This is a genomic window from Pseudomonas sp. GM80 (genome assembly GCF_000282515.1).
Taxonomy (GTDB): Bacteria; Pseudomonadota; Gammaproteobacteria; order Pseudomonadales; family Pseudomonadaceae; genus Aquipseudomonas.
The window spans coordinates 17,333-31,140 of the sequence record NZ_AKJD01000081.1 but is presented as its reverse complement, the minus strand read 5'-3'; the positions used below and the strand labels follow the sequence as shown (position 1 = coordinate 31,140).

Here is a 13,808-nt window from a genome sequence, read left to right as displayed (position 1 = left end):
GCTGCGATCTTTTGATCTGTCTTTTAACAACAAGATCAAAAGATCGCAGCCTGCGGCAGCTCCTACAGGTTATGGGGTCAGACTTGCACTTTGGGCAGTTGCCAGCCGAAATGCACCGAGAGCAAGCGCAAGGCCAGACACGCCGCCCCCGCCAGCAAAGCCGCCGCTACCGGCGAAACACCCAGCCTGCGGCCGATGATCAACACCGCCGCGCCGACAAACGCCGAACTCGCATATAAATCCGCCTGCAGCACCACCGGTATACGCGCCAGCACAATGTCGCGAATCACCCCGCCACCGACGCCAGTGACCGTGCCCATCAACATCGCCACAAACGGCGTAATTCCGAAGTTCAGTGCCTTCTGCGCCCCCGCCACGGCAAACAGCGCAAGCCCCGCCGCATCCAGCACAATCAACGTCGAACCGGACCAGCCCAGCACCTGTTCATGAAAGACAAAAGCCAGCCCGCCCATGAAAAACGCCAGGGCCGGATAGCGCCAATCCGCCACCGCATTGGGCGGCGTGGCGCCGATCAACAGGTCACGAGTCACCCCGCCGCCGAGGGCGACGATGAACGCAATCACCATGACCCCAAGCAGGTCGAGCTGACTGCGCATCGCCGCAATCGCACCCTCCACGGCAAACACCGCCGTGCCGGCCAGATCGGCCACCAGCACAATCCGCTCAACCCGGGACTTACGCCCCGCCGGCGCTATTGCGTGATGCAACGCGTGGTGGTGATGTGGCGAGTGACTTGCCCGTCGACATACATATCGCCGGCGACCTCAGTGTTTTCCAGCACCTGACACGTGCGTTCCGGCGGTGGTGGAGGCGCTACGGGTGGAGGCGGTGGCGGACTGGCACAACCCGCCAACAACACAGCAAAAAAAGCCAACGGCAACACGCGTTTCCCAAGATTGTTCATAGGACGACCCGCGAGAAATAAGAGACAAACTCCCGCAATCAAACCGACCACGGGAGACCTGACCACTCATTCTTTATAGCCGAGGTGGCTGCAAGCGCCAGAAAACCGGGTGGATTGCGGGGAAGTGGCTGTCGATTTTGGGGTGGGGGGGGGGATTTGTTTGGCCGTGGAGGCGCCATTGCCAGCAGGCTGGCTCCTACAGTTGGATGGGGTGTATTCAGTTAGAGATGGGGCGGCCAGAGGGCCGCCAACGCTGGCGAGCCAGCTCCCACAGAACAGCAGAAGCAGAAGATCGCAGCCTTCGGCAGCTCCTACATGGGTTCGGGGTTTCGGGAGGAGCGCAGGGAATTGCTTTCGAGCTCATAACGCAGCTCTTCAATTAAAGCTTCGACAGACTCAGGTGTACGCAAGCCATCGAGTTTCAACCCGCTGATCACCAGATCTACTTGCCCTGACACCGGATGATAAAGCTTCACCGTCAGCGAATGATCACCATCCACCAGACACTCACACGCCAGCGGCGAAAAACTCTGCTCAAGCTGAGCGCGCAACTGCGCAAGATTCATCATTGAGGTTGTTCCTTTAGCTGCTTCGAAGGGACACGATCACGCAAATAAAGACACGCACCGTACCCCACCAGACTAAGAACCACCCGCCCCTATCAGAACCTCAATTTGCACCGGATCAACTAGTGCATTTGCACCCTAGCGCTGCCCCCGCCACTCACCGGAAAACAGCCCACGCTCCCGAGCCCAGACAATCGCCTCGCTGCGGCTGTGCACATCGAGTTTGGAATACACCGTCGCCACATGGTTACGCACCGTGTTCGGCGCCAGTTTCAGCCGCGCGGCGATCTCCTTGTCCGCCAGCCCCTCACAGATAAGCCCCAGCACATCACGTTCACGCGCCGTCAGATCGGTGAATGACACACTCGGCAGTTGCGGCGAGTTGACCTTCTTCACATTGGCCAGTTTTTCGATCAACGTGCGGCTGAACCATGAGGCATCTTTCATCACCTCTTCAATGGCTGCCACCAACTCTAGCTCGGTGCGCTTGCGCTCGGTGATGTCCATCAGCACCAGCAAATAGCACGGCACATCATGAATATTCACCGTGTCGGCCGACAACGCGCACTCCAGCAAGTCGGCGTCTTTGGTGCGCACCCGCACATCCACCCGATCCACCCGGCCGTTGTTCTCAAGCGCCGCGAGCAAACGCGTGCGTGCCCCGTTGTCATCGATAAAACCAATCTGCGTCACGGTCTTACCGAGCACATCGTCACTGTCAAATGTCAGCGTATCGAGAAACGCCTGATTGACGTCGAGCACTCGTTGTTCATCCGCCGTGCAGATCAGGATCGGCACCGGCGTCAGGCGAAACGCCTTGGCAAACCGCTCCTCACTCTGACGCAGCGCCACTTCGGCCTTGTGCCGCAGTTCCATGTCAACAAAGGAAAACAGCATGCAGTCTTCATCGTTGAGCAGCAGCGGTTGCCCGGCGACAATCACCTGTTTGCTGCTGCCATCGGGCAAGCGCAATTCAGCCTGCATCTGCGGAATGGTCTCGACATCGCGCAGGCGTTGAATCGCCAGATCGCGCTTCTCCGCCTGCTCGTAGATGTCGATTTCATAAGCCGACGTGCCGATCACCTGCTCGCGGGTATAACCGGTCATCTCCAGAAATCCGGGATTGACCTTGATGTAACGCAAATCGCTGATACGGCAAATCACCGCCGGCGCCGGGTTGGCGTTGAAGGTTTTCTCGAAGCGCTGCTCGGCGTTGGCCCAATCGGTGACGTCGCTCATGATCAGCACCAGCGACTCGGGCTGACCTTCGCGGTCGGTGAGAATCATGCTGCGCACGCTGTGTACCCAGACGCGTTCCGGATCATCCGCCGCATTCACTTCGATCAGCACATCATTGAACGCCTCGCAGCGGGCCACGCGGCTGATCGGATAATTCTCGGGCGACAGCGTGTGGTTGTTGCGATAACGCAGGTTGAAACGCTGCGCGTATTCGGTGGCATTGTGGCCCAGCTCACCGATCCGGCTGACGCCATGCATGGCCAGCGCGGCCTCGTTGGCCCAGAGGATGCTTTGATCCCGCTCCAGCAGAATCACCCCGTCGGACAGCCCGGCGATGATCTGCTGCAACTGGCGGCGATTGGTTTCGGTGGTCAGGACTTCCTGGCTCATTGGATCTCCACAAGTGATGCGCCATGTGAAGAGTACGACCGCAGCCAATCGCGATCGTGCACCTCTATTCACACACAACAGATCCCCCTGTAGGAGCTGCCGAAGGCTGCGATCTTTTGATGTTGTTTTTAAAAGACAAGATCAAAAGATCGTCCGATCGCGGCCCGAGCCTTCGGCAGCTCCTACAGGGTGGAGTGGGGTTCGATCAGTTCGCGGAGGGTGTCGAGGAAGAGTTTCAGGACTGGGGAGGCATCATCCGCGCGGTACGTCGCGTACAACGGCACCTCCGGCAATGCCGGGGTCAGCCGCCGAAAGACTAGCCCCGCCGGCGCCAACTGTTCAATCGAGGCCGGCAACAGCGCCACGCCGAACCCGGCACGCACCAGGCTCAGCAGCGTCTGCACCTCAATCACCTGCTGCCGTATCTGCGGGGTAAACCCGGCCTGAATGCAGCACTGATAGAGAAAATTAGCGAACCGCGACTGCTTCAATTCCAGCGCCACAAACGGCTCCTGCGCCAGATCCGCCGGGGCTAGCACCTCGCGCTGCGCCAACGGATGATCCGCCGGCATCACCACATGAATCGGCTCATAAATCAGCAGTTCATTGCGCAACAACGGATCGTCATAACCCACGCGAAACACGCAGGCATCAATGCGCTTCTCCTTCAACGCCTTGACCTGCGCCGCCGGGGTCATTTCGTGCAGGCGCCAGTTGACCTGCGGATAACGCTCACGAAACAGGTGCAAGGCCTTGGGCAGCACGCCGACCATCACCGAACTGATCATGCCGATTTCCAGTTCGCCGAGCTGACCGCGCCCGGTTTGCCGCGTCAGATCCAGCGCCCGCTCAAGTTGCTCGAACACCAGCGGCGCCTGCTCCTTGAGCATCTGCCCCGCCGCCGTCAGTTCAACCCGATGATGGCTGCGCTCGAACAATGGCGTGCCCAGTTCCTCTTCCAGCAAGCGAATCTGCTGGCTCAGCGGCGGCTGGCAGATGTGCAGGCGTTCGGCGGCGCGACCGAAGTGCAACTCATCGGCCAACGCCATGAAGTACCGCAGCAGGCGCAGGTCCATGGCGATTTATCCCAGGTTCAGTGGCGTCGAACGCTGACGGACGCCGGTCAGCGCGAACAACGCATTGGCGATGGCCGGCACCACCGAAGGGCTGCCCAACTCGCCGACGCCACCGGGTTTGCTCGGCTCACCGTCGAGCACGAGGATGTCGGTGGTCGGCATGTCGGACATGCGCGTGACGCGATAGTCGTGGAAATTGCTCTGCACCACCCGGCCCTGTTTGATGTCGAGCCGATCGAACAGCGCGTGGCCCAGCCCCCACATCAACCCGCCGTAGATCTGTTCTTCGACACCGCCCGGCGACACTGCCAAACCGCAATCGACCACGCAGGTGAGCTTCTCGACTTTCGGCTTGCCGTCGACTGTCGTCACGCGCGCAACCACGGCGATGAAACTGGTGTAACCCTGATTGGTCGCAATCCCCAGCGCGGTGCCCGGTGGCAACGGCTGCCCCCAACCGGCGCGCTCGGCGGCTTGCTTGAGCACCGCCACATGCCGTGGCCGCTCCTGCATGTTAGCGAGACGAAACTGCAGCGGATCGGTACCCGCCGCATGCGCCAGTTCATCCATGAAGCTTTCCACGGCAAACACGTTGGGGATGAAGCTCACCGAACGATACCAGCCGCTCGGCACCTCGCTTTCGTGCTTGACCCAGTTCAGTTCCAGATGCGGCGGACGGTAGGCGAAGTCCCACGCGGTGATCGCTTCGGTGGTGCTGTAATCCATCTTGTCCGGGCGTTCGAAGTAACCCGGTTCCCACTGTTCCGGCGAGGCCGGCGATACCGCGTGCAATTGCAGCGCGCTGAGTTTGCCTTGGGCATCGAGCGCGCCTTTGACCCGATGCAAGGTTGCCGGATGATTGAACAGCGCGTGCATTTCATCTTCGCGGCTGTTGAGCAGTTTTACCGGCACGCCGGTTTTCTGCGCCAGATACGCGACTTCAAACAACCAGTATTTGGCCTCCCGCGCACCGAAGCTGCCGCCCGAGACCAGCTCATGAATGGTCACGTTGGCCTTGTCGATCCCGCACACGGTTTGCGCCGCTTCCAGCGCCGAGGACGGCACCTGCACGCCGCCCCAATAGGTGATTGCCTTGTCTTTGACCTGCGCGGTGATGCAGATCGGTTCCAGCGGGTTTTGCACCTTGTAGGGCATGGTGTAATCCGCTTCGATCAGCTTCGCCGCACCCGTCCATTGCCCGGCGACATCACCTTGGGTCATGGCTTTGACGGTTTGCGCTTGCGGATCGCCGATGACCTTGGCTTGAGCGCTGAATAACTGCTCGCTGTCGAACCCGGCCAGCGCTGAATCGCTCCACTTGATCTCCAGCACTTTGCGGCCCTGCTGCGCAGCCCAGAACGTATCCGCCAACACCGCGACGCCTTCCAGATTGCCGCCGAGCACGTCGGGACGGCCCGGTATCGCCAGCACCTTGCGCACGCCCGGCACTTGCAAAGCTGCGACTGAATCGACACTCAGCACTTTCGAGCCGACCACGGGCGCGCGCTGAATCACCGCCACCAGCATGTCCGGCAATTGCACGTCGATGCTGTACTTGAAGCGCCCACACACCTTGGCTGCCGCATCGCGCTTGTGGCGCAATTTGCCGATGTATTTGAACTGCGCAGGGTCTTTCAGCGTGACCTTTGCCGGGGCCGGCAGATGCGCGGCCACGCCGACCAGTTCGCCATAACCGAGGCTGCGTTTGCTCGCCGCGTGCATCACTCGACCTTCCTCGGTGGTGCAACTGTCGGGGCTGACTTTCCATTGTTTCGCGGCAGCGGTGATCAACAGCGCCCGCGCCGTGGCACCGGCCATCCGCAAGCGATCGTATTCAAGGGAAACGCTGGTGCTGCCGCCGGTCGAGAAGACTTTCCAGACCGGATGAATGTAGGTTTCGAAGAACGGGTCTTCCGGGGTGATGACCTGCACGGTCATCGGGTTGACGTCCAGCTCTTCCGCCACACACGCGGCCAGCGCCGTTTGCGTGCCGGTGCCGGAATCGTGCTTGTGCACTACCAGTTTCACCGTGCCGTCGGGAAAGATGCGCACCCAGGCATTCGGTTCGAACTCGTTGGCCGGCGCCATCGCTTTCGGATCCGTGGCCGCCATGCCGCCCGGCAGGTACAGGGCAATCGCCAGGCCGGAAGCAACAGTCGCCGCTTGCTTGAGAAAAACCCGTCGCGGCAGTTCAATGCGGGTGTCGTCGATGAGGCTCATCACGCCTCCTTCGGCGCGTTCGCCGCACGTTTGATCGCTTTGTTGATGCGTCCGTAAGTGCCGCAGCGGCAGATATTTCCGGACATGGCATTGCGGATCGAATCGTCGGTGACTGCCGCACCGGTGTTGAGCAGCGCGGCGGCGGACATGACCTGCCCGGATTGACAGTAGCCGCATTGCGGCACATCTTCGGCGACCCAGGCCAATTGCAACGGATGGTTCTGCGTCGGCGACAAGCCTTCGATGGTGGTGATGCTATGGCCCGCGACGGCGGCCGCCGGCAATTGGCAGGAACGCACCGCGACGCCGTCCAGATGCACGGTGCAGGCACCGCACAGGCCCATGCCGCAACCGAACTTGGTGCCGGTGAGTTTCAGTTGATCACGCAAGACCCATAACAAGGGCATGGAGGAGGACGCTTCATCCAGCTCGCGTCGTTCGCCGTTAACCGTGAATGCAATCATTGTCAGGCTCCAAAAGAGCGGCCCGTCTTTGTGCGGGCCTGGTCACCGATTATTGGAACCCTGAGCCACACGCGGCCAGCGACGATTTCTGCCAACCGCTGTAAGCAGGACTAACAACATGTACAAGCGATACCCGTCGGTGCAGTCCATGAGCGCGTTTATCCACGCGGCGCGCAGCGGCAGTTTCTCCAGCGCTGCACGCAAACTTGACCTGACCCATAGCGCGATCAGCCAGCAGATCCGCGCGCTGGAAGATTTCATCGGCCAGCCGTTGTTCGTGCGTGAAGGCGGCGGCAGCAATCTGACTGATGCCGGGCAGTTGTTTGCCAGTGTCTTGTCGGATGGTCTGGCGCAGATTGACCGGGCAATCTCGTCGGTGAAAAACCGTAGCGTGGCGCAGCGTTTGACCCTCGATGTCGACAGCGAACTGGCGCAGAGCTGGCTCAATCCGCGCCTGCCGCAGTTGCTTGATGGGCTGCCGGATTATGAGGTGACGCTGCTGTCGATGCCGCGCAGTGATCGCAGTACGTTTGAGCGAGTCGATCTGGCGCTGCGTTATGGCTATGGCGATTGGGACGACTGCGAGATGACGCAGATTTGTGGCGATCGGGTGTTGGCGGTGGCTTCGCCGGATTTGCTGGAACGGTATGGGTTGCAGGTGCCGTTGAGCCCGGCGCAGATTTTGGAGTTGCCATTGTTGGGGTATACGCGGCGCTCGTGGATTCCGTGGCTGGATGCGGCAGGGATGACGCCGACCGAGCCGCCGGCACGGGTGATTTTTGATAATGCGGCGAATTTGATTGCGGCTGCCGAGGCTGGCGTTGGCGCGGGGCTGGTGCGTGGATTGTTGGCGGCTGATGCATTGCGCAGTGGGCGGTTGGTGGCGTTGAACGAGGCGCAGATTGCCGCGCATTACAACCTTTACGCCGTGTGGCCGCATGGACAGGCGGAGCGTGTGGCGCCGGTGGTTGAAGCGATCAAACAGTTGGCCCTGCGGACACAATCCTGACGACAGCGCTGGCACAACCATTGAAGATCAAAAGATCGCAGCCTTCGGCAGCTCCTACATTGAACGGTGTAGGAGCTGCCGAAGGCTGCGATCTTTTGATCTCGATGCAGCCCATATCGAACGCATATCACCACCCCGCCCAATTAATATTGTACGAACCCCTCCCCCCTTTCCAATACTCGCCCTCAGCAGCCACCCACCCGGGCCGGATGCGAACAGGCGAGGGAATGCGCGAGTCTTGCGCATAGCAACGGCCGATTGCCCGGGACGTGGATGCCGAGAGCCGCAAGGCTCCCTTCCCCGCTATCAGGAGATCGACTGCAATGATCATCGATATCAGCTGCTATCCCACGGATCTGGTGGACCTCGCCTGGAGGCATGACGGTGACCCGTTCACCGGCGAGCGTCTGCTGGAGATGATGGATGGCCCGTACATGGTCAACGGCAAGCCTCGCCGCATTGACAAAGCCTTCATCCAGCCGCCGCAAGGCAACACGATTTACACCTGGACCGACGGCGACCTGACCGGCCGCGAATCCATCGACGCCTACATGGCGTACACCCTGAAAATGGTCCAGACCTACCCGGACCGTTTCATCGGCTGCTTCGTCTACAACCCGCGCTGCGGCGTGGAAAACGGCGTCGAAGCGATCGAGCGCTACGTCAAGGAGCACGGTTTCGGCATGGTGCAGATGCAAGCCAACATGCACGCCTACCGTCCTGACCGCGCACTCGACTGGGTGCGCCCATGCTTCGAGAAATGCGCCGAACTGGGCATCCCGGTCAAGCTGCACACCGGCGACGGGCCTTACAGCATCCCGTCGGAATGGGTGCCGATGATCAAGGAATTCCCCAACGTCAATTTCATCATGGCCCACTTCGGCGTGCAGACTGGCGGCGTCTACGTGTTCGAACCGATGCAATGGGCGATGGAATTGCCCAACGTCTACTGCGAATCCGGCTGGTGCCTGCAATCGCGGATCGTCGAGTTCGCCAAGGTCTTGCCGACGCACAAGATCCTCTTCGGCACCGACACACCGCCGAACGAACCGGGCATGTGGCTGCGCCTGCTCGAAGTGCTCTGCCACGAACCGCCGCAAGGCCTGAACCTCGACGAGGACACCCTTGAAGACTACTTGGGCAACAACACCGCGCGGATGATCGGCCTCGAACCGACGCCGCCACCCCGTTCCGTTTCCGAAGCAGAGGCGCAACTCAAGCGCCCCGTCACCACTCAACTGGCCAGGAGCTGAACCGATGATCATCGACACCCATCTGCACCCCACCAACCTGGTCGACGAGGCCTGGCGCCACACCGGCGAACCGTTCACCGGCGAGCGCATGCTCAAGCTGATGGACGGCCCGTACATGATCAACGGCAAACCACGCCGCATCGACATGGGTTTCATCCAGCCGCCACCGGGCAACACCGGTTATCGCGACGGCAACCGCCGAGGCCGCGAAGGCGTGCGCGACTACATGTCGTACATCGCCGAACTGTGCATGAAGTACCCGGATCGCTTCATCGGCAACTTCAACTTCAACCCGCGCTGGGGACCGGAAAACGGTGCGGCGGAGCTGGAATTCCACATCAAGGAATACGGCTTCAAGATGCTCAAGCTGCACGCCAACATGCACGGCTATCGCCCGGATCGCGCACTCGACTGGTTGCGTCCGGCGATGAAGGTCTGCGCCAAGTACAACATCGTCGTGCTGATCCACACCGGCGACGGCCCGTACACGATTCCGACGATGTTCTACCCGATCATCCGCGAGTTTCCGATGGTCAATTTCATCATCGGCCACTTCGGTATCCAGACCGGCGGCAACTACTCGTTCGAAGCGTTCTGGATGGCGATGGACACGCCGAATGTGTACTGCGAATCGGGCTGGTGCTTCCAGTCGCGGATCGTCGAATTCGCCAAGGAACTGCCGCGCAACAAGATCGTGTTCGGCACCGATTCGCCGCCGAACGAGCCGGGGATGTGGCTGCGGGAACTGGAGGTGTTGTGCTCGCCGGCACCGCAGGGGTTGGGGATTGATGAGGATCATCTCGAGGATTACCTGGGCAACAACATCGCAAGGTTGTGCGGGATCGAACCGACGCCACCGCCCAAGGACCTGGCCGAGGCTGACATACGTCTGACCACAACGTATCTCTGACTTTACGCAAACCCTGGTGTGGAAATGGAGTTTCCTGTGGTGAGGGGATTTATCCCCGATGGGCTGCGCAGCGGCCCCAAAACCTGCGACCGCGTTGTATCAGGCATATCGCGTTTACTGGTTTTACGACTGCTTCGCAGCCGATCGGGGATAAATCCCCTCGCCACAAAGGCCCTCGCCACAAGGGATCTGTGCACAGAGCACACAGCGACTTTACAGGCACGAAGATGACCCGGCGTTCGTTCGACCGGCAGGCCAACGGCTGGCCGCGCGAACGCCCTCTCACCCCTGCGTGCCTGCTTTTTACGAGGTGACACCATGACCCGTTCGACGCTCGGCGATTCTCAGGACTTTCACGTGTTCATCGACGCCTATCGCCGTGAGTACCCGGACGATGTGCTATCCGTCACTCAACTGATTTCTGCCGATCAGGACGTCACCGCCCTGGTCGATGCCCTCGCCGCCCAGGGACGCGATCCACTGCTGATCTGCGAAAACGTCGGCCACCTCGGCGTGCCGGTGGCGACTAATTTGTTCGCCTCGCGAACCCGCATCGCCCGGCTGTTCGGCGTAACGCCTGCGCAACTGCACGAAACCTTTCAAACCCGCGCCAACCAACCCATCGCTCCGCATTATGTAGAAAGCGGCCCGATTCTCGATGAAGTCTTCGAAGGCGAAGCGCTGGATCTGGCGCTGCTGCCGATGCTCAAGCATTTCGACAGCGATCGCGGCCCGTACGTCACCAACGCCATCATCGTTGCCGAAGACCCGCTGACCGGCATCGCCAACATGAGCTATCACCGCTCGATGCGCCACGCCCGCCAGGCCCTCGCCACCAGCCTGCACTCACGTGGCCACCTGTGGCGGATGCTGCAAACCGCGCGCGAACGTGGTGAAGAATTGCGCGTAGCGATGGTGGTCGGAGCGCACCCACTGTTCATGCTCGCCGCCGCTGCGCGTTTGCCGTATGGCACCGATGAACGCGCCGTCGCCGGCGGGCTGTTTGGTGCGCCGCTGGAACTGGTGAAAACTCCACGCTACGGCATCGGTGTGCCAGCGTACGCCGAGTTTGTTCTGGAAGGCGCGATCGACCCGGCGGCCTATGCCGAGGAAGGCCCGTTCGGCGAATTCAGCGGTTATTCCTCGGATCGCTCGACCAACAATGTGCTGCGTGTCGACACTCTTTTGAAGCGCAAAGATGCTTGGCTGGTCGACGTGATGGGCGGCCGCTACGCCGAGCATTTGACCCTCGCCCGTCTGCCCCGCGAAGCCGAGATGAGCGAGAAACTCAAGGCGCGTTTCCCTGCCGTCACCGCCGTGCATTACCCGAATTCCGGCACGCATTTTCACTGCTACGTGGCGCTGGATCAGAGCCGCGACGGCGAGGCGCGGCAGATCATGCTGGCCTTGCTCGGTTGGGACCCGTACCTGAAAACCGTGATCGCGGTGGACAGCGATATCGACATCAGCGATGACAGCCAGGTGTTGTGGGCGCTGGCCACGCACTTTCAGCCGCACCTGGATATTTTCACCATTGATGGTTTGCCCGGTAGTCCGCTCGATCCTTCGTCGTCGGTCAACGGCACGACTTCGCGGATGGGCCTGGATGCGACTCGCGGTTCAGGATTTGACGGGATCAAGGCGCAGCTGGATCAGGATGTACTGGAACGCGCGCGGGTTTTGCTCAAAGGACTGGAATCGTGAACCGGCAACGGATGGTGGTCGGCATCAGCGGCGCGTCCGGCTTCATCTACGGCGTGCGCTTGCTGCAATTGCTCGCCGAGCTGGACATCGAAAGCCACCTGATCATCAGTCGCGCGGCGCTGCTGACCATGGCTCACGAGACCGATTACAAACTGGCCGACGTGACTGCGCTGGCGAGCCATTACCACCGCGCCGATGACGTCGCCGCCGGGATTGCCAGCGGATCGTTTCGCTGCCTGGGCATGGTGGTTGCGCCGTGTTCGATGAGGACGCTGGCGGAGATTGCCACCGGCACGTCTTCGGGGCTGATCGGCCGCGCTGCCGACGTCACGCTCAAGGAGCGCCGCACGCTGGTGCTGATGGCCCGCGAAACCCCGCTGACCCTCGCCCACCTGCGCAACATGACCGCCGTCACCGAGATGGGCGGAATCATCGCCCCGCCGGTGCCAGCCTTCTACGCCCGCCCGGACAACCTCGGGCAAATGGTCGACCACAGCCTCGGCCGCGTGCTTGACCTGTTCGGCCTCGATGCCGGCGTTGCACGACGCTGGCGTGAACCCAAACCAGTTCCATCATCTGACACAAATACCTGTGGTGAGGGGATTTATCCCCGACCGGCTGCGCAGCAGTCGTTGAGTCAGCAACCGCATTCAACCTGACACACCTCATTTGCAGTTTTGGGGCCGCTTCGCAGCCCATCGGGGATAAATCCCCTCGCCACAAGGGTTACACATCAAAAATTTAATCACCCCGAATTCAGTGTGCACCGGTCAATTAAAGGAGCCTCACCATGAACACCCCATTCAACGCCCCAACCCGCAACACTAAAATCCCCGTGACCATCCTCACCGGTTTCCTCGGTGCCGGTAAAACCACCCTGCTCAACTACATCCTCAAGGAAAACCACGGCCGCAAAATTGCCGTGATCGAAAACGAGTTCGGTGAAGTCGGCATCGATGGCGATCTGGTGCTCAGCTCGGAAACCGAAGAAATCTACGAGATGGTCAACGGCTGCGTGTGCTGCACCGCCGAGGTTCGCGAGGACTTGGTGCGCATCGTCCGCGAACTGGTCGCGCGGCCGGTGCGGCTTGATCACATCCTTATCGAGACCAGCGGCCTGGCCGATCCGTACCCGGTGGCGCAGAGCTTTTTCATCAATGACCCGATCGCCGATGAAGTCGAACTCGACGCCATCGTGACCATGGTCGATGCCAAACACATCGCCCAGCATCTGGAGGATCTGCAACTCGATGGCGTCGACAATCAGGCAGTGGATCAGATTGTCTGCGCCGACCGGATTGTGATCAACAAGGTCGATCTGGTTTCCCCAGATGAAGTTCAAATCTTGCGCGGCAAGATCCGCGGTTTGAACGCCACGGCAGATCTGGTGACTTCGACCCACGCGCAAATCGACCTGACGAAAATCCTCGGCATCGGCGCGTTCGAATGCACGCAGAAGCTCATGGAAATCGGTGCTGATCAGCACGATCACCATGATCACGACCATCACGCTGAGCACTCTATTGAAGAGCAGGACCACCAACACGACCCAAGCGTGTCATCGGTAGGCATCGCCGTGGACGGCGCGGTCAACCTGATCGCGTTCCATCGCTGGATCAGCGAGCTGCGCTCCTCCCAGGCCGACAACCTGTACCGCATGAAAGGCGTGCTCGCCGTGGCCAATGAAGACCAGCGCTACGTGCTGCAAGGCGTGCACAGCCTGGTGGAATTTCGCGCCTCGACCGCGTGGGGCACGGAGCCGCGCTCGAGCAAAATCGTGTTCATCGGCCGCGACCTGGACCGCGCGGCGCTGAACCAGGGCTTCGCCGCCTGCCTGGCAGGCTGAAACAAGGCATCGGAGCCGGTGGATGGCGGCTTCGGGCACATGTGTACGAATGACTGATGCCAGTTTTTTGCACAACACAAAACTTGTGGGAGCTGGCTTGCCAGCGATAGCGGACTGTCAGTTTATAAAAATGGTGACTGCTAAATCGCCATCGCTGGCAAGCCAGCTCCCACAGGGTTCCACTGTGTTCTTGAGCTGATCGGCAT

General features: G+C 60.7%; 12 protein-coding genes. 6 read left to right on the top strand and 6 right to left on the bottom strand.

All coding sequences use genetic code 11. The features are described 5' to 3' along the window. Positions 1–77: 77 nt before the first annotated feature. From PMI37_RS14580 to PMI37_RS14550, 6 genes are all read right to left on the bottom strand, one after another. Positions 78–671, bottom strand: coding sequence for a trimeric intracellular cation channel family protein (locus PMI37_RS14580; protein WP_238552709.1), 594 nt, complete (start codon positions 669–671; stop codon positions 78–80). Between the two features lie 565 nt (positions 672–1,236). Further along, positions 1,237–1,494 carry a DUF1652 domain-containing protein gene (locus PMI37_RS14570; RefSeq protein WP_008081971.1) on the bottom strand — a complete coding sequence of 86 codons (258 nt, stop codon included), beginning with the start codon at positions 1,492–1,494 and terminating at the stop codon, positions 1,237–1,239. A 135-nt stretch (positions 1,495–1,629) separates the two neighbouring features. Next, positions 1,630–3,120: a helix-turn-helix transcriptional regulator gene (locus tag PMI37_RS14565; RefSeq protein ID WP_008081970.1), complete on the bottom strand. Its 1,491-nt coding sequence runs from the start codon at positions 3,118–3,120 to the stop codon at positions 1,630–1,632. Positions 3,121–3,302: 182 nt separating this feature from the next. Next, positions 3,303–4,196, bottom strand: a complete 894-nt coding sequence (locus tag PMI37_RS14560) for a LysR substrate-binding domain-containing protein (RefSeq protein WP_008081969.1) — start codon at positions 4,194–4,196, stop codon at positions 3,303–3,305. 6 nt (positions 4,197–4,202) lie between these two features. After that, positions 4,203–6,416, bottom strand: a complete 2,214-nt coding sequence (locus PMI37_RS14555) for a xanthine dehydrogenase family protein molybdopterin-binding subunit (RefSeq protein WP_008081968.1) — start codon at positions 6,414–6,416, stop codon at positions 4,203–4,205. Then, entirely contained in the window at positions 6,416–6,880 is a 465-nt protein-coding gene (locus PMI37_RS14550) for a (2Fe-2S)-binding protein (RefSeq protein WP_008081966.1), read from the bottom strand. Before PMI37_RS14550 ends, PMI37_RS14555 begins: the two co-directional genes overlap by 1 nt. Before the next feature lie 118 nt (positions 6,881–6,998). On the opposite strand from PMI37_RS14550, the gene PMI37_RS14545 reads away from it, so the two are divergent. From PMI37_RS14545 to PMI37_RS14520, 6 genes are all read left to right on the top strand, one after another. Continuing rightward, entirely contained in the window at positions 6,999–7,889 is an 891-nt protein-coding gene (locus tag PMI37_RS14545; RefSeq protein ID WP_008081964.1) for a LysR substrate-binding domain-containing protein, read from the top strand. A 323-nt stretch (positions 7,890–8,212) separates the two neighbouring features. After that, positions 8,213–9,142: an amidohydrolase family protein gene (locus PMI37_RS14540; RefSeq protein ID WP_008081962.1), complete on the top strand. Its 930-nt coding sequence runs from the start codon at positions 8,213–8,215 to the stop codon at positions 9,140–9,142. Between the two features lie 4 nt (positions 9,143–9,146). After that, the gene (locus PMI37_RS14535) at positions 9,147–10,052 is read left to right on the top strand and encodes an amidohydrolase family protein (RefSeq protein WP_008081961.1); all 906 of its coding nucleotides are present in this window, start codon (positions 9,147–9,149) and stop codon (positions 10,050–10,052) included. Between the two features lie 318 nt (positions 10,053–10,370). Continuing rightward, positions 10,371–11,756, top strand: coding sequence for a UbiD family decarboxylase (locus PMI37_RS14530; protein ID WP_008081960.1), 1,386 nt, complete (start codon positions 10,371–10,373; stop codon positions 11,754–11,756). An 11-nt stretch (positions 11,757–11,767) separates the two neighbouring features. Beyond that, a complete protein-coding gene (locus tag PMI37_RS14525; protein WP_238552710.1) occupies positions 11,768–12,415 on the top strand; it encodes a UbiX family flavin prenyltransferase in 648 nt (215 codons plus the stop codon). A 131-nt stretch (positions 12,416–12,546) separates the two neighbouring features. Beyond that, entirely contained in the window at positions 12,547–13,602 is a 1,056-nt protein-coding gene (locus tag PMI37_RS14520) for a CobW family GTP-binding protein (protein ID WP_008081957.1), read from the top strand. Positions 13,603–13,808 lie beyond the last annotated feature (206 nt).